The sequence below is a fragment of the Flavobacterium sp. genome (assembly GCF_035195345.1).
GTDB lineage: Bacteria > Bacteroidota > Bacteroidia > Flavobacteriales > Flavobacteriaceae > Flavobacterium.
The window spans coordinates 2,165,135-2,185,287 of sequence record NZ_CP136574.1; the positions used below are offsets into that span (position 1 = coordinate 2,165,135).

At 36.8% G+C, this 20,153-nt stretch carries 14 protein-coding genes, 3 tRNA genes and 3 rRNA genes; 15 read left to right on the forward strand and 5 right to left on the reverse strand.

From position 1 onward, the window contains the following. Positions 1 to 15 precede the first annotated feature (15 nt). Positions 16 to 720, reverse strand: coding sequence for a class I SAM-dependent methyltransferase (locus RSE15_RS10275; protein WP_324068258.1), 705 nt, complete (start codon positions 718 to 720; stop codon positions 16 to 18). A gap of 128 nt (positions 721 to 848) precedes the next feature. Here RSE15_RS10275 and RSE15_RS10280 point away from each other — a divergent pair, with 128 nt between their 5' ends. Continuing rightward, entirely contained in the window at positions 849 to 1,346 is a 498-nt protein-coding gene (locus RSE15_RS10280) for a YkgJ family cysteine cluster protein (RefSeq protein ID WP_324068260.1), read from the forward strand. A 14-nt stretch (positions 1,347 to 1,360) separates the two neighbouring features. Here the strand turns inward: RSE15_RS10280 and RSE15_RS10285 are convergent, their stop codons facing one another. Together RSE15_RS10285 and RSE15_RS10290 are read right to left on the reverse strand one after the other, a co-directional pair. Then, a complete protein-coding gene (locus tag RSE15_RS10285; RefSeq protein ID WP_324068262.1) occupies positions 1,361 to 2,020 on the reverse strand; it encodes a hypothetical protein in 660 nt (219 codons plus the stop codon). 54 nt (positions 2,021 to 2,074) lie between these two features. After that, entirely contained in the window at positions 2,075 to 3,307 is a 1,233-nt protein-coding gene (locus RSE15_RS10290) for an exo-beta-N-acetylmuramidase NamZ family protein (RefSeq protein WP_324068264.1), read from the reverse strand. 82 nt (positions 3,308 to 3,389) lie between these two features. Here RSE15_RS10290 and RSE15_RS10295 point away from each other — a divergent pair, with 82 nt between their 5' ends. From RSE15_RS10295 to rrf, 6 genes are all read left to right on the forward strand, one after another. Further along, entirely contained in the window at positions 3,390 to 4,622 is a 1,233-nt protein-coding gene (locus RSE15_RS10295; RefSeq protein WP_324068266.1) for an ABC transporter permease, read from the forward strand. Between the two features lie 1,072 nt (positions 4,623 to 5,694). After that, positions 5,695 to 7,208 (forward strand): 16S ribosomal RNA (locus RSE15_RS10300). An 85-nt stretch (positions 7,209 to 7,293) separates the two neighbouring features. Then, a tRNA-Ile gene (locus RSE15_RS10305) sits at positions 7,294 to 7,367 on the forward strand. A gap of 88 nt (positions 7,368 to 7,455) precedes the next feature. Continuing rightward, positions 7,456 to 7,529, forward strand: a tRNA-Ala gene (locus tag RSE15_RS10310). A gap of 162 nt (positions 7,530 to 7,691) precedes the next feature. Next, positions 7,692 to 10,572 (forward strand): 23S ribosomal RNA (locus RSE15_RS10315). 162 nt (positions 10,573 to 10,734) lie between these two features. Continuing rightward, positions 10,735 to 10,844: ribosomal RNA gene (gene rrf, locus RSE15_RS10320) — 5S ribosomal RNA — on the forward strand. The 16S, 23S and 5S rRNA genes sit together here with 2 tRNA genes alongside, the layout of an rRNA operon. Positions 10,845 to 10,900: 56 nt before the next feature. Here rrf and RSE15_RS10325 read toward each other — a convergent pair. Continuing rightward, the gene (locus tag RSE15_RS10325; protein ID WP_324068267.1) at positions 10,901 to 11,533 is read right to left on the reverse strand and encodes an endonuclease III domain-containing protein; all 633 of its coding nucleotides are present in this window, start codon (positions 11,531 to 11,533) and stop codon (positions 10,901 to 10,903) included. A 75-nt stretch (positions 11,534 to 11,608) separates the two neighbouring features. Beyond that, positions 11,609 to 12,748, reverse strand: a complete 1,140-nt coding sequence (locus tag RSE15_RS10330) for an acyl-CoA dehydrogenase (protein ID WP_324068269.1) — start codon at positions 12,746 to 12,748, stop codon at positions 11,609 to 11,611. A 96-nt stretch (positions 12,749 to 12,844) separates the two neighbouring features. Here RSE15_RS10330 and RSE15_RS10335 point away from each other — a divergent pair, with 96 nt between their 5' ends. From RSE15_RS10335 to RSE15_RS10370, 8 genes are all read left to right on the forward strand, one after another. After that, positions 12,845 to 13,915, forward strand: coding sequence for an anhydro-N-acetylmuramic acid kinase (locus RSE15_RS10335; RefSeq protein ID WP_324068271.1), 1,071 nt, complete (start codon positions 12,845 to 12,847; stop codon positions 13,913 to 13,915). Between the two features lie 77 nt (positions 13,916 to 13,992). Further along, the gene (locus RSE15_RS10340; RefSeq protein ID WP_324068273.1) at positions 13,993 to 15,219 is read left to right on the forward strand and encodes a Glu/Leu/Phe/Val dehydrogenase dimerization domain-containing protein; all 1,227 of its coding nucleotides are present in this window, start codon (positions 13,993 to 13,995) and stop codon (positions 15,217 to 15,219) included. A 12-nt stretch (positions 15,220 to 15,231) separates the two neighbouring features. Continuing rightward, the gene (gene nhaD / locus RSE15_RS10345) at positions 15,232 to 16,605 is read left to right on the forward strand and encodes a sodium:proton antiporter NhaD (protein WP_324068274.1); all 1,374 of its coding nucleotides are present in this window, start codon (positions 15,232 to 15,234) and stop codon (positions 16,603 to 16,605) included. A gap of 49 nt (positions 16,606 to 16,654) precedes the next feature. After that, positions 16,655 to 17,359, forward strand: a complete 705-nt coding sequence (locus RSE15_RS10350; RefSeq protein WP_324068276.1) for a MotA/TolQ/ExbB proton channel family protein — start codon at positions 16,655 to 16,657, stop codon at positions 17,357 to 17,359. Then, on the forward strand, positions 17,359 to 17,754 hold the full coding sequence (locus tag RSE15_RS10355; RefSeq protein WP_324068278.1) for an ExbD/TolR family protein: 396 nt from the start codon (positions 17,359 to 17,361) through the stop codon (positions 17,752 to 17,754). The genes RSE15_RS10350 and RSE15_RS10355 overlap by 1 nt, the downstream gene beginning before the upstream one ends. Before the next feature lie 5 nt (positions 17,755 to 17,759). Then, positions 17,760 to 18,566 (forward strand): energy transducer TonB, encoded by an 807-nt coding sequence (locus tag RSE15_RS10360; RefSeq protein WP_324068280.1) that lies wholly within the window; start codon positions 17,760 to 17,762, stop codon positions 18,564 to 18,566. A 21-nt stretch (positions 18,567 to 18,587) separates the two neighbouring features. Beyond that, positions 18,588 to 19,802, forward strand: coding sequence for a bifunctional folylpolyglutamate synthase/dihydrofolate synthase (locus tag RSE15_RS10365; protein ID WP_324068282.1), 1,215 nt, complete (start codon positions 18,588 to 18,590; stop codon positions 19,800 to 19,802). 82 nt (positions 19,803 to 19,884) lie between these two features. Continuing rightward, a tRNA-Val gene (locus RSE15_RS10370) sits at positions 19,885 to 19,962 on the forward strand. The last annotated feature ends 191 nt before the right edge of the window (positions 19,963 to 20,153 follow it).

A 20,153-nucleotide genomic window follows, 5' to 3' on the forward strand; every position in this document is an offset into this window, starting at 1 on the left:
TATTTGTTTTTGAAATTAAAAAGAAAGCTTCGCCAAGTAATCAAAATGCTCGCCTTCTAAAATAAGTTCGCATTCTAAACCATTGGCAATTGCTGCGTTTTGTAGGGTATTGTAATCCAAATATAACCAATCAAAAGTATCTTCCGTTTCTCCTTTATATTGAATAGTGAAGGTCAATTCACCATAATAACCATTTGCAGGTACTTCGTAAGCGCCATCTCCGTCCTGGTCATACATATAAATTAAGTCCGAACTATCAATTAAAATTTGTCCGCCTTCTTTTAAAAGCGCTTTCAATTTTTGTAAGAACTTTGGAATCTGATTCATTTTTCCGAAAATTCCAGTTCCGTTCATTAAAAGTAAAATGGTGTCGAATTTTTCCAAAGTATCTAAATCCAAAACATCCGAAACTTTACAGTTTTTCAAACCTCTTAATTCACACGCTTTAATCGCATTTTTCGAAATATCAATGGCTGTTACATCAAAACCTTTTTCTTGTAAATATAGTGCGTGACTTCCAGCGCCACTACCAACATCTAAAACTTTTCCTTTAGCTAATTGCAACGCTTTTTGTTCCAATTTTGGCATCTCTTTAAAATCACGAAACAAATAGGCAACGCTCATTTCATCTGCTTCCGAAATAGAAGTTTCTGTGATTAAATCTTCGGGAGAATTATTCGTTTGGTAGTCTAAAATGGCTTTTCCGAAAAGGTCGTTCATCTTTTTTTTGTTTAAAGTTTCAGGGTTATTTAGTTTCAAGTTGTTAACTTTGCCTTCAGTCGGTTTTAGGTATATAAAAAACATAAAGTGACTTAACTTGAAACCTGAAACTTGAAACAAATTAACTAATGCTAAAGCCAAATTTAAACGAACTCGGAAAACTTGCCAAAGATACACATATCGAAACCAAAAAGTATTTTGACAAGCTAAAAAAGAAAACACCCAAGAATTTGGATTATGTAATGCAAGATTTACACGATGCCGAATTCAAAAAAACGGATTGTTTAGAGTGTGCCAATTGTTGCAAAACAACTGGGCCTTTATTTACTTCGGCTGATATTGAACGAATTTCCAAAAGTTTACGTCAAAAACCACAGCAGTTTATCGACCAATATCTTCGCATTGATGAAGATAAAGATTATGTATTGAAAAGTGTGCCGTGTACTTTTTTAGATAGCGACAACAAATGCTTCATCTACGATGTCCGCCCAAAAGCCTGCCGAGAATTTCCTCATACCGACAGAAAAAAATTCAATCAAATCACTGATTTAACGCTACTTAATGTTGCGATTTGCCCAGCAGCGTTTAATATTGTGGAGAAAATGAAGGAGAAGTTGCCTCTTTAAAGAGTGTTCAGTTTTTAAATGTTTTTTTTATGATTTTGCATTTCACTATGAATATGAGTTATTGTTTTTTCAATTTTTTTTAATGAAAATTTACAAAACTCGCTGTTAATTTCAATTATAAAATTATCTTCATCATATTCCTTTAGTTCAATTTGATTATATTTTTTGCAAATTTTAATTGTATCAGTTACAGATTTTGATAAAATTCCGTCAGAATGAACTAATACATTACGTATCTTGTTGAAGTTATTTATTTCTGTCCAAGTATTAGATTCAAAAGGAGCTTTTAAATTACATACTTTTTTTAAGTATAAGCTACTTCTAAATATTCCATTGCCACTAATGTCTTTTAGTGTTAAATTATATGAATTCGATTTTCTTAAATTTTTGCATATTTGATCTAGTGAATTTTCAAGCAAAAAATAAATGCTAAGAAAAATCGATTTCCAAAGTATCTCTGGAAAAATTTCCGTGTATTGCATTTTCTTTCCAAATCTTTCATCAATAATATCGTCATCTTTACTATTCGATATTTCTGAATATTTCGTTTTTAAAAATTTTTCGGTTTCATTTATTAAATCTTCATAATGAATAAATTCATCATAAACTCCGTGGTTGAAGAAAAAATGATAAGTAAATGAATCTTCTAGTTCTTTTTTTATGTCTTCGTCCATATTTTAAATGTTTTCTATTTTTTACTTCCATCACCCATCATCCAGCTTCCATCATCACTCATAAATCAAATACTTCTTTCTAACTTCCTTAAACTGTCCCAAACCTTCTTGCCAAGTTTTTCTAATTTCTTTTTCGGTCATGCCAGCTTCAATTTGTTCGCGGAGTTTTTTTGTTCCGGCTAATTTGGCGAAGAAATCATTGAAGAAAATGGTTTTGTCGGCTGTGTTTTCGTAGGCTTTTAATAACCATTTTAATTCTAGTCGGTGTACTTTTCTAATTTCGGTTAAATCTTCTCCAAAACATAACTTTCCATTGTGAACTGGGTCTTTTGCTCCAAAATTCGGTTGCGGTGTAAAGCTGAAATCAAACTCACTTTCAGGTAAAAAAGGCGAACCGTAAATTTGGAATTGTTTTTCGGTACCACGACCTAAACTTACATTCGTGCCTTCAAAAAAACACAAACTCGCATATAAATTAATCGATTGATCGTTGGGTAAGTTTGGCGAAGGCTTCACAGGTAAACTATATTTCATGTCATGCGAATAGTTCAAACATGGCGCTACTTTCAAATCGCATTGAATAGTGTCTTTTAACCATCTTTCGCCATTAATCATTTTGGCATATTCACCAATCGTCATCCCATGCAAAACCGGAATTTCATGCATCCCAACAAAACTCTTGTGTTCCTTTTCTAAAATCGGACCATCAATAATAGTTCCGTTGGGATTCGGTCGGTCTAAAACCAAAAGTGGAATATTATTTTCAGCGCAAGCTTCCATCACATAATGCAACGAAGATATATAAGTGTAAAATCGTGCGCCCACATCTTGCAAATCGAAAACTAAGATATCAATTCCTTCTAATTGCTCTGGTTTTGGCTTTTTGTTGTTTCCGTAAAGGGAAATAATTGGTAAATTCGTTTTGGTATCTTTTCCGTCTACGATTAATTCCCCAGCATCAGCTGTTCCTCTAAAACCGTGTTCAGGAGCATAAATTTTCTGAAGATTGATGTTTTGTTCGATTAAAAAATCAACCAAATGCTTTTCTTTAGAAAGAATTCCCGTTTGATTCGTAACTATTCCAACGCTTTTGTCCTTCAATAACGGCAAATAACTTTCAAAGTTTTCGGCACCTGTTTTAAAAGCGACATCTGTTGAAGAGGAAGTCAAAGTCACATTATCAGTGCTCGGTTTTAGTTGCGGAATAGCTTTTTTACTACTTCCACACGAAACAGAAAGTATTAGTAAGCCAATTAATGTTGTAATTCGGTATATATTGTATTTCATAACTATTCTTAATCTGTGTAAATCTGTGTAATCTGTGGCAAAAACTTTATGTATATTTGCCTTAATTATAATTTTTAAAACCTTGAATTTAGAATATTTCATAGCCAAAAGACTAATTGCTGCTAAAAGTTATAAAAGTAGTATTTCTTCGCCAATTATAAAAATTGCGATTACGGCAATTGCCATCGGAATTATTATGATGATTATGGCGGTGGCTACAGGTGTTGGACTTCAAGATAAAATTCGTGAAAAAGTTTCCGCTTTCAACGGACACATTATTATTTCTAATTTCGACGATAACCAATCGCAAGTTACAATTGAGCCTATTTCTATCAATCAAAGTTTTTATCCCAAATTCAAAAATGTAGAAGGCATCAGTCATGTTCAAGCCGTGGCAAGTAAAGCCGGAATCATTCGCACAGAAAAAGCTTTCGAAGGAATCATATATAAAGGTGTTGGCAAAGATTATAATTTCACCAATTTAGAAGAATATTTAGTCGATGGCAAAACCCCAAATCTAAAATCCGAATTAAATACCGAAGTTTTGATTTCGGAATACTTAGCCAAAAGATTACAATTAAAAGTAGGTGATAAGTTTATAACCTTTTTCATGAAAGAAAACGGAAAACTTCCGAATAAAAGGAATTTCCTAATCACCGGAATTTTTAATTCAGGTTTTGAAGAGTTTGATAAAACTTTTATTTTAGGAGATATTCGTCATGTGCAACTCATTAATAAATGGCAACCAACAGAAGTCGGTGCCTTCGAAGTTTTTGTCGACGATTTCTCAAAAATAAAAGAAAAAGGGGAGCAAGTCTACAAAGAAATTCCGCCGACTTATAATAGTATTACCATCGAAGAGAAATATTACAGTATTTTTGAATGGCTAAAATTGTTCGATTTCAATATTCTAGTTATTCTAATCGTAATGATTGTCGTTGCAACCATCAACATGGCAGTAGCATTATTAGTCCTAATTTTAGAACGCACCCAAATGATTGGAATTCTAAAAGCCATGGGAGCGAATAATTGGAATGTTCGAAAAATATTTCTTTACAATGCATTTTATTTAATCGCCCGCGGATTGTTTTGGGGAAATTTAATTGCTATTTCTTTATTGTTAATTCAAAGATATTTCGGAGTAATCCAACTCAATCCCGAAAACTATTACGTAAACGAAGCGCCAGTATGTATCAATTTGCTTCACATCGCATTATTAAATATCGGAACCATAATTGTTTGTTTGTTGGTGTTATTGATTCCATCATACATAATCACCAAAATTTCACCAGTAAAAGCAATACGTTTCGATTAATATTTTGGAGCACACGTTTTAATTCCATAAAAACTTTTGGTCCCGCTGTCCACTATATCTTTTATAAACCTAACAGGTTTTCAAAAACCTGTCAGGTTTATAAAAGGATGCCGTTCCCATCGGGGCTAATCAAGACGTATAGTATTCCAGATAACCATCCCACCAGCTCGTAAGACGAGCACATCTTCCTCGCAAAGCGAGCTGTCATTCCGCAGAATAGTAATCTCCTGTGCATCAGGCTACTGCTTAACGCAGTTAAGCCCACAACCCACCGAACCACTTTTATGAACTTTACCTTATATTATATGTAAGTAACAAAAAGCTTTTATGACTTATATGTTGAACAAACACTATTATATATAAGTAAAGAAATTTCCCCTTCGAAGGGGGCTAGGGGATGTTTCGCAATACATAATCCCTTTTATGAACTTTTCCCACATTATATATAAGTAACAAAACACTACTATGTCTTATGTGTTTAAAAAGAAAATAGTGTGCTTTGTGTCTTCTTTGTGCCTTAGTGGTTAAGTCCTAAAAAAACTTTTCTATATTAAATCCTTGTTATCAGTGAGTTAAGAAAAGTATCAAAAAAAGAATTAAAAAAAGAATATAAAAGGCTTGTGGGAACAAAAAAGATTTCTACTTTTGCACCCGCATTAGAGCAGAAGTTCACACACAAACTAAGGATTAAACAAATCAAAAAACTTTTAAAAAAAGTTAAAAAAAGATTTGGATAATAGAAAGTAAAGGTAGTATCTTTGCCGACCCGAAACGAAAGAATTGGGGGAGTGCAAGTTCTTAAAAATATTGGCAAAGTGGTTAAGAGAAAATAGTCAAAATTTTTTTTCAAAAAAGCTTGCCAGATTAAAAAAGAGTTGTACTTTTGCACCCGCTAATCGAATGAGAGGCGGATATAAAAAGAGAATGACACGTTCATAGACATATTGAATTGACAGCACAAAATTACAGTAATGTAATTTTGAACATTAAGAGAGAGTAAGATTTTTCGAATAACATTGAAAGACTAGCGACTTTAATCGAAACATAGTTAGATTTATCTAACAAACAATATACGATGAAGAGTTTGATCCTGGCTCAGGATGAACGCTAGCGGCAGGCCTAACACATGCAAGTCGAGGGGTAGAGTTCTTCGGGACTTGAGACCGGCGCACGGGTGCGTAACGCGTATGCAATCTACCTTATACAGGGGAATAGCCCAGAGAAATTTGGATTAATGCCCCATAGTGTTATCGAATCGCATGGTTTGATAACTAAAGTTCCAACGGTATAAGATGAGCATGCGTCCCATTAGTTAGTTGGTAAGGTAACGGCTTACCAAGACAATGATGGGTAGGGGTCCTGAGAGGGAGATCCCCCACACTGGTACTGAGACACGGACCAGACTCCTACGGGAGGCAGCAGTGAGGAATATTGGTCAATGGGCGCAAGCCTGAACCAGCCATGCCGCGTGCAGGAAGACGGTCCTATGGATTGTAAACTGCTTTTATACAGGAAGAAACCCTCCCACGTGTGGGAGCTTGACGGTACTGTAGGAATAAGGATCGGCTAACTCCGTGCCAGCAGCCGCGGTAATACGGAGGATCCAAGCGTTATCCGGAATCATTGGGTTTAAAGGGTCCGTAGGCGGCCTTATAAGTCAGTGGTGAAATCTCCTAGCTCAACTAGGAAACTGCCATTGATACTGTAGGGCTTGAATTTTTGTGAAGTAACTAGAATATGTAGTGTAGCGGTGAAATGCTTAGATATTACATGGAATACCAATTGCGAAGGCAGGTTACTAACAAACGATTGACGCTGATGGACGAAAGCGTGGGGAGCGAACAGGATTAGATACCCTGGTAGTCCACGCCGTAAACGATGGATACTAGCTGTTCGGAGCAATCTGAGTGGCTAAGCGAAAGTGATAAGTATCCCACCTGGGGAGTACGCACGCAAGTGTGAAACTCAAAGGAATTGACGGGGGCCCGCACAAGCGGTGGAGCATGTGGTTTAATTCGATGATACGCGAGGAACCTTACCAGGGCTTAAATGTAGATTGACAGGACTGGAAACAGTTTTTTCTTCGGACAATTTACAAGGTGCTGCATGGTTGTCGTCAGCTCGTGCCGTGAGGTGTCAGGTTAAGTCCTATAACGAGCGCAACCCCTGTCGTTAGTTGCCAGCGAGTCATGTCGGGAACTCTAACGAGACTGCCAGTGTAAACTGTGAGGAAGGTGGGGATGACGTCAAATCATCACGGCCCTTACGTCCTGGGCCACACACGTGCTACAATGGTAGGTACAGAGAGCAGCCACTGCGCGAGCAGGAGCGAATCTACAAAACCTATCTCAGTTCGGATCGGAGTCTGCAACTCGACTCCGTGAAGCTGGAATCGCTAGTAATCGGATATCAGCCATGATCCGGTGAATACGTTCCCGGGCCTTGTACACACCGCCCGTCAAGCCATGGAAGCTGGGGGTGCCTGAAGTCGGTGACCGCAAGGAGCTGCCTAGGGTAAAACTGGTAACTAGGGCTAAGTCGTAACAAGGTAGCCGTACCGGAAGGTGCGGCTGGAACACCTCCTTTCTAGAGAAGACTAAGGAAGTTAGTTTACGATGCGTAAAATATTACTCTCGCTGTTAATTCAAATAATACAAATAAGTAAAAACAGAGTCTCGTAGCTCAGCTGGTTAGAGTACTACACTGATAATGTAGGGGTCCCCAGTTCGAGTCTGGGCGGGACTACAATGTTTTACTTATAAGGAAATTTTAGAGGTTGAGTAACCGTTTGAAGTACTGTTAACTGATAACTGTTAACTGAACACTAAAAAACGGGGGATTAGCTCAGCTGGCTAGAGCGCCTGCCTTGCACGCAGGAGGTCATCGGTTCGACTCCGATATTCTCCACAACGGCTAATTCAAAGCTGATAATTATTATCAGTGGCGATACGCCACAAGTTCATTGACATATTGAGATAAAATATTTTAAAAAGTAGAAAGTACAGTAGAATCGTAACAAGTTACGGTTTTATAAAGAAAGTCCTAGTTTTATTTATAGAATTAGGCGGCACATAAGCAAAATAAGGGCGTATGGGGGATGCCTAGGCTCTCAGAGGCGAAGAAGGACGTGATAAGCTGCGAAAAGCTACGGGGATTGGCACACACGAATTGATCCGTAGATATCCGAATGGGGCAACCCACTATGTTGAAGACATAGTACACCGATAGGTGGGCAAACCCGCTGAACTGAAACATCTAAGTAGGCGGAGGAGAAGAAAACAAAAGTGATTCCGTAAGTAGTGGCGAGCGAACGCGGATTAGCCCAAACCAGGGATGTTACGGCATATCTGGGGTTGTAGGACCACGATATTTGTTGCGGATTGAATTAGAATTACCTGGAAAGGTAAGCCAAAGAAGGTGATAGCCCTGTATAAGTAAGAGAAGATAACGATAGTGGTATCCTGAGTAGCGCGGGGCACGTGAAACCCTGTGTGAATTTGGCGGGACCATCCGCTAAGGCTAAATACTCCTGAGAGACCGATAGTGAACCAGTACCGTGAGGGAAAGGTGAAAAGAACCGTGAATAACGGAGTGAAATAGATCCTGAAACCATACGCTTACAAGCGGTCGGAGCCCTTTCGTGGGGTGACGGCGTGCCTTTTGCATAATGAGCCTACGAGTTACCGTTGCTGGCAAGGATAAGTACTTATGGTATGGATCCGTAGCGAAAGCGAGTCTGAATAGGGCGCTTTAGTCAGTAATGGTAGACGCGAAACCGTGTGATCTACCCATGGACAGGTTGAAGCTGTGGTAACACATAGTGGAGGACCGAACCCGTTGACGTTGAAAAGTCTTGGGATGATCTGTGGGTAGGGGTGAAAGGCCAATCAAACTCGGAAATAGCTCGTACTCCCCGAAATGCATTTAGGTGCAGCGCTGGGTATAAGTTATATAGAGGTAGAGCTACTGATTGGATGCGGGGGCTTCATCGCCTACCAATTCCTGACAAACTCCGAATGCTATATAATGTTTACCAGCAGTGAGGGCATGGGTGCTAAGGTCCATGTCCGAGAGGGAAAGAACCCAGACCATCAGCTAAGGTCCCCAAATATATGCTAAGTTGAAATAACGAGGTTTGTCTGCCCAGACAGCTAGGATGTTGGCTTGGAAGCAGCCATTCATTTAAAGAGTGCGTAACAGCTCACTAGTCGAGCGGACGAGCATGGATAATAATCGGGCATAAGCATATTACCGAAGCTATGGATTTGTAGTAATACAAGTGGTAGGGGAGCATTCTAAACTGGGTCGAAGGTGTGATGTGAGTCATGCTGGACTGTTTAGAAAAGAAAATGTAGGCATAAGTAACGATAATGCGGGCGAGAAACCCGCACACCGAAAAACTAAGGTTTCCACAGCTATGCTAATCAGCTGTGGGTTAGTCTGGTCCTAAGGCGAACCCGAAAGGGACAGTCGATGGCCAACGGGTTAATATTCCCGTACTACTTATAATTGTGATGGAGAGACGCAGTGGTGAAAGTACCGCGAACTGACGGAATAGTTCGTTAAAGCACTTAGCTATAGGCCCGGTAGGCAAATCCGCTGGGACTGGTGAAATGCGATAGTACACGGAGTCTTCGGACAAAGTGATAGTGTACCTAAAGGCTGCCAAGAAAATCTTCTAAACTTAGATTATAAGTACCAGTACCGTAAACCGACACAGGTAGTTGAGGAGAGAATCCTAAGGTGCTCGAGAGATTCATGGCTAAGGAATTAGGCAAAATGGACCCGTAACTTCGGGAGAAGGGTCGCCAGCAGCAATGCTGGCCGCAGTGAAAAAATCCAGGCGACTGTTTATCAAAAACACAGGGCTCTGCAAAATCGTAAGATGAAGTATAGGGCCTGACACCTGCCCGGTGCTTGAAGGTTAAGTGGAGATGTTATCTTCGGAGAAGCATTGAAATGAAGCCCAAGTAAACGGCGGCCGTAACTATAACGGTCCTAAGGTAGCGAAATTCCTTGTCGGGTAAGTTCCGACCTGCACGAATGGTGTAACGATCTGGATACTGTCTCAGCCATGAGCTCGGTGAAATTGTAGTAGCGGTGAAGATGCCGCTTACCCGCAGTGGGACGAAAAGACCCTGTGCACCTTTACTATAGCTTAATATTGACCTTGGACACGTGATGTGTAGGATAGGTGGGAGACTATGAAGTGGCGTCGCTAGGCGTTGTGGAGTCATTGTTGAAATACCACCCTTTGCTTGTCTGAGGCCTAACTCCGAATATCGGAGGACATTGTTTGGTGGGTAGTTTGACTGGGGTGGTCGCCTCCAAAAGAGTAACGGAGGCTTCTAAAGGTTCCCTCAGCACGCTTGGTAACCGTGCGTAGAGTGCAATGGCATAAGGGAGCTTGACTGAGAGACATACAGGTCGATCAGGTACGAAAGTAGAGCATAGTGATCCGGTGGTTCCGCATGGAAGGGCCATCGCTCAAAGGATAAAAGGTACGCCGGGGATAACAGGCTGATCTCCCCCAAGAGCTCATATCGACGGGGGGGTTTGGCACCTCGATGTCGGCTCGTCACATCCTGGGGCTGGAGAAGGTCCCAAGGGTTGGGCTGTTCGCCCATTAAAGTGGCACGCGAGCTGGGTTCAGAACGTCGTGAGACAGTTCGGTCTCTATCTACTGTGGGCGTTAGAAATTTGAGTGGATCTGATTCTAGTACGAGAGGACCGAATTGGACTAACCGCTGGTGTATCTGTTGTTCCGCCAGGAGCACTGCAGAGTAGCTACGTTGGGAAGGGATAAGCGCTGAAAGCATATAAGCGCGAAACCCACCACAAGATGAGATTTCTTTTAAGGGTCGTGGAAGATGACCACGTTGATAGGCTATAGATGTAAAGGCAGTAATGTCATAGTCGAGTAGTACTAATAACCCGTTAGCTTATGTACAATTCCCGAGTCTTCGGACTCGGGAGAAAACTTTCTTTTAAATTATTTATCTCAGTATGTTAAGATATTAGCTCGCCTATGGCGTGGCGTTTAAAGCTCCAAGTTTAAAGTTCCAAGTTGTTTAACCTGTAACTTTCGAACCTGAAACCTTAAACAAAAATTTAAGGTGGTTATTGCGTCGGGGCTCACCTCTTCCCATTCCGAACAGAGAAGTTAAGCCCGATTGCGCAGATGGTACTGCAGTTATGTGGGAGAGTATGTCGCCGCCTTTCTTTTGAAAACCCTTCATCTATCGATGAGGGGTTTTTTGTTATATAGCATTTTAAAGTTATAGAGTGTTACTATAATATGCGCAATGTCTATTTATTGGACATTCATAACATTTTGGGTTAGTTGGTCGGCAGATTTCTCTTCCTAAAAGGGAAAAAGCCATTCCAATTTCGTTCCAAATTTCATATGGAAGTTGTTGCATTAATAGTTTTTCAATTTTATTTCCATCTTCATATTTTGGTGTTAAACCAATTCTTGGTACAACTCTAATAACATGTAAATCAACTATTATTCCTTCTGCTTTTTGATTAGTCTCTCTTAATACTACATTTGCAGACTTTCTTCCAATGCCTTTTATAGCAATTAAATCTGTTAAATTAGTTGGTATATTACTTTCAGTTTTTAATAATTTTGCTAATTCAATTATCCAATTTGTCTTTGTTGGATAATTTTTAACTTTTGTAAAGTATGGGATAATTTCTTCAATACTTGAATTTGAAATTGTTTCCAGATTATTGTATTTTTCAAAAAAGGGAATAGTAATATTATTAACATTAGCATCAGAATCTTGTGCAGACAAAATAACCATTATTAATAATTGATACGTGTTATTGTAGTGTAAAGGATGTTTTCTACCTTTATATTTCTCAATTAATGGTTCTAGATTTTCTTTCCAATTCTCAAATAACATTTTTATTTTAAAGATAATAAAAAAAGGAGTTCAGCAATCAAGTTGAACTCCTTTCATTAATAATTTATTTTTAGACTATTTCACTAAACCTCTTGAAATTACAATTCTTTGAATTTCTGAAGTTCCTTCGTAAATTTGTGTAATTTTAGAGTCACGCATCATTCTTTCTACGTGGTATTCGCTTACATAACCATTTCCACCGTGAATTTGAACAGCTTCATTAGCTACTTCTAATGCAATCTCAGATGCGTATAGTTTTGCCATAGCGCCTGAATGAGCAATATCTTCACCGTTATCTCTTTCTGTAGCAGCTTTGTGAATTAATAATCTTGCACATGTAATTTTAACATGCATGTCTGCTAATTTGAATGCAATTGCTTGGTGATTGAAAATTGGTTTTCCAAAAGCCACACGTTCTTGTGAATATTTTAAAGCTAATTCATAAGCTCCTTGAGCAATACCTAACGCTTGAGAAGCGATTCCAATTCTTCCACCATTTAAAGTTGACATTGCGAACGAAAAGCCAAATCCGTCTGCACCAATTCTGTTTTCTTTTGGAACTTTAACATCGTTAAATAATAAAGTATGCGTGTCAGATCCACGGATTCCCATTTTCTTTTCTTTTGGACCTACTTCAAATCCTGGCATCCCTTTTTCAACAATAAGAACATTAATTCCTTTGTGTCCTTTTGAAGCATCAGTTTGTGCAATAACTAAATAAGTTGACGCAGTTCCACCATTTGTAATCCAGTTTTTAGTTCCGTTTACTAAATAATGGTCACCCATATCAATAGCAGTGGTTCTTTGTGATGTTGCATCTGAACCTGCTTCTGGCTCTGATAAACAAAAAGCTCCAATAACTTCACCTTTTGCTAACGGAGTTAAATATTTTATTTTTTGTTCTTCTGAACCATATTTTTCTAAACCAGCACAAACTAATGAGTTATTTACCGACATGATTACAGCTGCAGAAGCATCAACTTTTGCAATTTCTTCCATTGCCAAAACGTATGATAAACTGTCTAATCCAGCACCACCATATTTTGGGTCGACCATCATTCCCATAAAACCAAGTTCGGCCATCATTTTTACTTGTTCGGTTGGAAATTTTGAATGTTCATCTCTTTCAATAACTCCAGGTAATAATTCTGTTTGAGCAAAATCGCGTGCAGCTTGCTGAATCATAATTTGCTCTTCGGTTAATTTAAAATCCATATTATTTAGATGTAATGTTTGATTATTTTTTAATTAATGAATTCAAATGTAATTAATTATTAGGAAATTTTCAATAACAATTTGTAATTTTAACCCATGTTTAAAGAATACTACAACGTTATAGGGGTTATGTCGGGCACATCGTTAGATGGAGTGGATTTAGCTTGCATAAAATTCAATATTTCAGAACGTTGGACTTTCGAAATTTGTCAAACAGAAACCATTTCTTACCCAGAGAACTGGCAAGATAAACTAAATAACGCCATTCATTTTACTACTGATGAGTTAAATGAATTAAATCTTGAATATACAAGATATCTAGCGTCAATAATTTCAGAGTTTATCATCAAACACGAATTATCAGAAATTGATGCTATTTGTAGTCATGGACATACTATTTTACATCAACCTCAAAATGGATTTACACTTCAAATTGGAAATCTTCCATTGTTAGGAGAGTTGTTAAATTATAAAATAGTGTGTGATTTTAGAGTTCAAGACGTGCAATTAGGAGGACAAGGTGCGCCATTAGTTCCAATTGGAGATAAAATTTTATTTTCAGAGTATGATTATTGTTTGAATTTAGGAGGTTTTTCAAATGTTTCGTTTAAAGAAAAAAATAAACGATTAGCTTTTGATATTTCTCCCGTGAATACTGTCTTGAATCACTACGCTAACGAACTTGGTTTTCCTTATGACGATGCTGGAAATATAGCTAAATCAGGAAGTATTGATTTAGATTTATTGAAGCAATTGAATGAAATAGATTATTATAAAGCTGCCTACCCAAAGTCTTTAGGGATGGAGTTTGTTAATCAAACTATTTTTCCATTACTCCATTCTTTTTCAATCGATAATAATGATAAAATGCGCACTTTTGTTGAGCATATTGCAATTCAAATTGCTGCCGTTTGTATAAAGCCTAATGCAAAATTATTTGTTACTGGTGGAGGTGTTTATAACCGATTTTTAATGGAACGATTACAATTACATTTATCTACAATTGACGTTGTAATTCCTGATGATAAGACGATACAATTTAAAGAGGCTCTTATTTTTGCGCTTTTGGGGGTTTTGAAATTAAGAGATGAAGTAAATGTGCTTTCTTCGGTTACAGGAGCTAAGGTAAATCATTCTTCAGGAACAATTTATAATGAATTATTGTAAATAAAAAAACCGCTTTTGGCTACTAAGCTAAAAACAGAATATGTATATTTGTAAAACGATAAAATTTAACCAACTCAATGAAAGATTTATTGCAAAAATTTGAAAACAAAGAACCAGAAATAGTATTTAATTGGAAAGATCCTGAAACAGAAGCAGAAGGATGGACGGTGATCAATTCATTAAGAGGAGGAGCTGCCGGAGGTGGAACTCGTATGCGTAAAGGATTGGATATGAACGAGGTACTTTCGTTAGCAAAAACTATGGAAGTTAAATTTTCTGTTTCAGGGCCAGCAATTGGGGGTGCTAAATCGGGAATTAATTTTGACCCAAATGACCCTAGAAAAAAAGGAGTTTTAGAGAGATGGTATAAAGCAGTTTCTCCGTTATTAAAAAATTATTATGGAACGGGTGGTGATTTAAATGTTGATGAAATCCATGAAGTAATTCCTATGACTGAAGATTGTGGAGTATGGCACCCACAAGAAGGAGTTTTTAATGGACATTTTAGACCTACTGAAGCTGATAAAATTAACAGAATAGGACAATTACGTCAAGGAGTTATAAAAGTAATTGAAAACCCAAATTTTTCACCAGATGTAAATAGAAAATATACGGTTGCTGATATGATTACCGGTTATGGTGTTGCAGAAGCAGCTCGTCATTATTATGATATTTACGGAGGAAGTATTGTTGGGAAAACAGCAATTGTTCAAGGATTTGGAAATGTAGGTTCTGCGGCAGCTTTTTATTTAGCTCAAATGGGTGCTAAAGTAGTTGGAATTATAGATAGAGATGGTGGAATTATCAATGAAAATGGCTATTCGTTCGAAGAAATTAAAAGATTGTTTTTAAATAAAGATGGAAATAAATTAGTTGCCGAAAATATGATCCCATTTGCAGAAATCAATGAAAAGATTTGGTCTATGGGTGCTCAAGTTTTCGCTCCTTGTGCGGCGTCAAGATTGGTTACTAAAGATCAGGTTGATAGTATGATTGCTTCTGGATTAGAAGTTATTTCAAGCGGTGCAAATGTTCCGTTTGCTGATAAAGAAATTTTCTTTGGACCAATTATGGAAGAAACGGATAAAAAAGTAAGTTTAATTCCTGACTTTATTGCTAACTGTGGAATGGCAAGAGTTTTTGCTTATTTTATGGAGAAAAAAGTGCAAATGACAGATGAAGCTATTTTTGCTGATACTTCAGAACGTATCAAAAATGCAATTCAAAAAGCACATGCGTTAAATTCTGATAAAAAGAACATTAGTGCAACAGCATTTGAAATTGCTTTAAAACAACTTGTATAAAACATCTAGATTATGGAAGCTATATTAATACTTCTGTTTGTTATTGGTTATTTGTCTATTACTTTAGAACATCCTTTAAAATTAGATAAGACGGTTCCAGCATTGTTAATGGCTTCATTAATGTGGGCTTTACTTGCTGTTGGTTTTCATAAAGGTTGGTTTTCGGTGGTAGATGGATATGGGAATATTTTTAATATAAATTTTGGTGATTTACATCAGCAAGAGCATGGTTTTGAAGGGTTGCTTTTGCATCATATTGGTAAAGTTGCAGAGATATTAATTTTCCTTATTGGAGCAATGACAATAGTTGAATTAATTGACTTACATAGGGGTTTTGATGTTTTAAAAGGAATGGTTAAAACTAAAAGTAAAATTAAATTGTTATGGATAACTGGTATTATAGGATTTATATTATCTGCTGTAATTGATAATCTTACTGCTACTATAGTTTTAATTTCGCTATTAAGAAAATTAATTGACAACAGAGAAGAACGAATTTGGTATGCTTCTTTAATTGTTATTGCTACAAATGCTGGAGGAGCTTGGTCACCAATTGGTGATGTGACTACAACTATGTTGTGGATTGCAAAGAAAGTTAGCGCTGGGGGTTTGTCAGAATATATTATTATTCCTGCAATTTTGTGTTTTATAGTTCCGTATGCTATGGCTTCAAGAATGAAAATTTTTAAAGGTAATATTGAAATTGATGAAAGTAATCATGTGGAAACTGAAAAGTTATTGAGTAGTAAAACAATGCTTTGGCTAGGGTTAGGAGCTATTGTTTTTGTGCCAATATTTAAAACAATTACACATTTACCTCCTTATGTTGGAATGATGTTAAGTTTAGCTGTAGTATGGTTAGTATCAGAATATATTCACCCTGAAGATAATTTTGATAAGAGCAGAAAACATTTATACTCTGCAAATAAGGCTCTATCCAGAATTGAGATTTCTAGTATTTTGTTTTTCTTAGGAATACTTATGGCTGTTGCTGCACTTGAAAGTTTGGTTTTTGGTTCAATCAATGGTGAAGAAGTTGGTACTCTTCGTTATGCTGCAGAAAGTATTTCTAATGCCCTTCCAAATATGGATATTGTAATTATTTTATTAGGTGCTTTATCTGCTATTATAGATAATGTGCCTCTTGTTGCCGCTTCAATGGGAATGTATACCTATGAAATGGATCATTCTGTTTGGCATTTTATTGCATATTCTGCTGGAACGGGCGGAAGCATGTTAATTATTGGTTCTGCTGCCGGAGTTGCCGCAATGGGAATGGAAAAAATCGATTTCATTTGGTATCTTAAAAAAATCACTTGGTTAGCCTTTGCAGGGTTTATGGCAGGAGCATTAGCATTCTTATTTATTGAACATTACATTAGATAAGCAATAATAATATTATATATGCGTTTTTAATATAAATTAAGTAATTACTATGAGTATATTTCTTCAAGCAGATAGTTTAGCCATAGCAAGTCAAGTAGTGGCTGAAGCTCAACCAACTGAACAAACTTTATCAATGTGGAGTTTATTAACTAGTGGTGGTATTGGCGGTCAGTTAATTATGTTAGTTCTTTTTATACAATTATTTTTTGCCTTGTTCCTATATTTTGAACGATTAATGGCAATTAATAAAGCGTCAAAAATAGATGCTAGCTTTATGAATAATATTAAAATGAATATTATGTCGGGTAAGATTGATGCCGCAAAAATGTTGTGTGCACAAACAAATTCTCCTGTAGCTCGATTAATTGAAAAAGGAATTTCTCGAATTGGAAAACCACTTGAAGACATAAATACAGCTATTGAAAATGCAGGTAATTTAGAATTATACAAATTAGAAAAGAACACAAGTATGTTGGCTACTATTTCTGGAGCCGGACCTATGGTTGGTTTCCTTGGTACAGTTGTTGGTATGATTCTTGCTTTCCATAAAATGGCTAGCGGCGGTGGTCAAATTGAGGTTGGCGCATTAGCAGAAGGAATTTATACTGCTATGACCACTACAGTTGTAGGATTAGTAGTTGGAATTATAGCTTACGTTGGGTATAACCATTTAGTTGTAAAAACTAATAAAGTGGTGAATCAAATGGAAGCTAACGCTGTAGATTTCTTAGATTTATTAAACGAACCTGTATAATGAAGTTAGGTAAAACAAGAAATAAAGTATCAACAGAATTCAATATGTCGTCAATGACCGACATAGTGTTCTTGTTGCTTATCTTTTTCATGCTAACTTCCACTATGGTAACTACTAATGCTCTAGATTTAGTATTGCCAAAAGCAAAGGGGAAAACTGATAGTAATAAAAGTACTTCGGTAAGTATTGATAAAGATTTGAATTTCTTCATTGATAAAGATAAAGTAAACGAAGCCGATTTGGAAAACCAATTATTGGCTTTGTTTGCTACTTCTAAAGATAAAGCTATCGTATTGCGTGCAGAGAAATCTGTTCCACATGAAAAGGTGGTTAAAGTAATGGAAATTGCATATCGAAATCAAATTAAAATGGTTATTGCGGTTAATCCTAAATAGTAAAAATGAAATTTTTAGAAACACCTGAAGAAAAAAAATCATTCACAGTAACGTCGGTTATTTTTGTGATACTTTTTCTTTTGTTTACTATTTTCGGACTAACATACATGGATCCTCCACCAGAAAACGGTATTGCGGTTAACTTTGGAACTAGCGATACAGGTAGTGGTGAAATTCAACCAACAGAGCCTGTGCAAATGTCTCCCGATCAAGCGCAGTCAGAACCTGTTCCAGCAGAAGAAGACGATATCTTAACACAAGATGAAGAGGCGCCAGTAATATTGCCAAAAAAAGATATTAAAAAACCAGTTACTAAGCCTTCTGAAACAAAACCTGTGGTTAAACCAACAGAAACTAAGCCAACAAAACCTAGTAACAGTGCTTTAAACAGTATTATAAAAGGTCCAAAACAAGATGGTACTTCACAATCAGGTCATGGAGATGATTCTGAAGGTGGAGATAAAGGAAAAGAAAATGGAAGCTTGTATGCCAATAGCTTTTATGGTAATGGCTCCGGAGATGGAATTGGGACAGGAAAAGGAACAGGTTGGGGTTTAGCAGGTAGAAAACTAGCAGGAAATAGCAAAAAAGTACAGGATTGTAATGAGTCTGGAAAGGTTGTTGTTAAGGTTTGGGTAAACCGCCAAGGTAGTGTAATAAAAGCTGAACGTTCTCAAGGTACAACCAATACAAATCCTTGTTTAGTTAATCCAGCACTAGAAACTGCCAAAACTTTCAAATGGCAACCCGACGCTAATGCACCAGATACTCAAATTGGTTTTGTGGTTGTGAATTTCCAAGTAGGAGAATAATTTTTTGTTATCCCTTTCAAAATGACGTATCAAGAAACAACAGCATGGTTATTTGACCAGTTACCGATGTTTCAAATGCAAGGCGCTTCTGCGTATAAGAAAGATTTGACCAATACTTTATTGTTGGTCGAACATTTGCATCATCCCGAAACTAAATTTAAATCCATTCATGTAGCGGGGACCAATGGAAAAGGTTCAACATCGTCTATGATTGCTTCAATTTTGCAAGAAGCGGGTTATAAAGTTGGATTGTATACATCGCCACATTTAAAAGATTTTCGAGAACGTATTCGTATTAATCACGAAATGATTTCTGAAGAATTTGTGGTTGATTTTGTAGCTCTCAATAAGTCTTTTTTTGAAGAGAATCAGTTGAGTTTTTTTGAAATGACCGTTGGCTTAGCCTTTGATTATTTTGCAAAAGAGCAAGTTGATGTAGCTGTAATTGAAGTGGGAATGGGGGGTAGGTTAGATTCTACCAATGTAATTACTCCATTAGTTTCTGTAATTACCAATATTGGTTTAGATCATACGCAATTTTTAGGGGATACTTTGCCAAAAATAGCTGCAGAAAAAGCTGGAATTATCAAATCGAATATTCCAGTTGTAATAGGTGAATATTCAGATGAAACAAAAGCAGTTTTTGTTGCTAAATCTAAAATAGAAAATGCCCCAATTTATTTCGCACAAGATAATCCAGAAGTTTTTTACGAATGTGCTTTATTAGGACATTATCAAATTCATAACAAGAAAACGGTTCTTCAAACCACCGAATTATTACAATCGCAATTTAAAATCGAAGAAAATCATATTATGTTAGGTTTGAAAAATGTAATTCTAAATACAGGATTGCTTGGTAGATGGCAAATTTTAAAACAAAAACCTTTTGTAGTTTGCGATACGGCGCATAATAGTCACGGTTTAAAAGTGGTAGTAAGTCAAATAAGCAAACATCAATTTGAAACACTTCATGTGGTTTTGGGTGTTGTAAATGATAAGGATTTAGATACTGTTTTGCCTTTGTTTCCAAAAAATGCAAAATATTATTTCTGTAAACCCAATCTTCCTCGTGGACTGAATGCAGAATTATTACAAGTTAAAGCAGCTAATTTTGGTTTGCAAGGAGAAGTATTTGATTCTGTTTCAAGTGCTTATATTGCAGCATTAGATGCCGCTCAAGATGCTGATTTTATTTATATTGGTGGAAGTACTTTTGTAGTGGCTGAAATTGTTTAATTTTTTTTCAAAAACACTTGCAGATACAAATATTCCTTGTATATTTGCACTCGCAATACGGTAATAGTAAAGCGTCTTATTAGGGCGATTAGCTCAGCTGGTTCAGAGCACCTCGTTTACACCGAGGGGGTCGGGGGTTCGAACCCCTCATCGCCCACCAAATTAAATCCTACAGAAATGTGGGATTTTTTTATTCTTTTTATTCTTTAAAAAATTCATGCATTTTTGAATCAAGTCTAAAATAGGGATCAAGTATAAAACCTGTTGACTTGATATGGTAAGTATAAAAATTAGTCAGCCTAAAGAGGAAGAATTTAATATTTATGTCTCCTTTCGCATTTAAATTTAGGA

What these genes read in the sequence shown, in the direction of transcription:
- RSE15_RS10275 (WP_324068258.1), bottom strand. Translation starts at nt 720, where the DNA reads ATGAACGACCTTTTCGGAAAAGCCATTTTAGACTACCAAACGAATAAT.
- RSE15_RS10280 (WP_324068260.1), top strand. Translation starts at nt 849, where the DNA reads ATGCTAAAGCCAAATTTAAACGAACTCGGAAAACTTGCCAAAGATACA.
- RSE15_RS10285 (WP_324068262.1), bottom strand. Translation starts at nt 2,020, where the DNA reads ATGGACGAAGACATAAAAAAAGAACTAGAAGATTCATTTACTTATCAT.
- RSE15_RS10290 (WP_324068264.1), bottom strand. Translation starts at nt 3,307, where the DNA reads ATGAAATACAATATATACCGAATTACAACATTAATTGGCTTACTAATA.
- RSE15_RS10325 (WP_324068267.1), bottom strand. Translation starts at nt 11,533, where the DNA reads ATGTTATTTGAGAATTGGAAAGAAAATCTAGAACCATTAATTGAGAAA.
- RSE15_RS10330 (WP_324068269.1), bottom strand. Translation starts at nt 12,748, where the DNA reads ATGGATTTTAAATTAACCGAAGAGCAAATTATGATTCAGCAAGCTGCA.
- RSE15_RS10335 (WP_324068271.1), top strand. Translation starts at nt 12,845, where the DNA reads ATGTTTAAAGAATACTACAACGTTATAGGGGTTATGTCGGGCACATCG.
- RSE15_RS10340 (WP_324068273.1), top strand. Translation starts at nt 13,993, where the DNA reads ATGAAAGATTTATTGCAAAAATTTGAAAACAAAGAACCAGAAATAGTA.
- nhaD (WP_324068274.1), top strand. Translation starts at nt 15,232, where the DNA reads ATGGAAGCTATATTAATACTTCTGTTTGTTATTGGTTATTTGTCTATT.
- RSE15_RS10350 (WP_324068276.1), top strand. Translation starts at nt 16,655, where the DNA reads ATGAGTATATTTCTTCAAGCAGATAGTTTAGCCATAGCAAGTCAAGTA.
- RSE15_RS10355 (WP_324068278.1), top strand. Translation starts at nt 17,359, where the DNA reads ATGAAGTTAGGTAAAACAAGAAATAAAGTATCAACAGAATTCAATATG.
- RSE15_RS10360 (WP_324068280.1), top strand. Translation starts at nt 17,760, where the DNA reads ATGAAATTTTTAGAAACACCTGAAGAAAAAAAATCATTCACAGTAACG.
- RSE15_RS10365 (WP_324068282.1), top strand. Translation starts at nt 18,588, where the DNA reads ATGACGTATCAAGAAACAACAGCATGGTTATTTGACCAGTTACCGATG.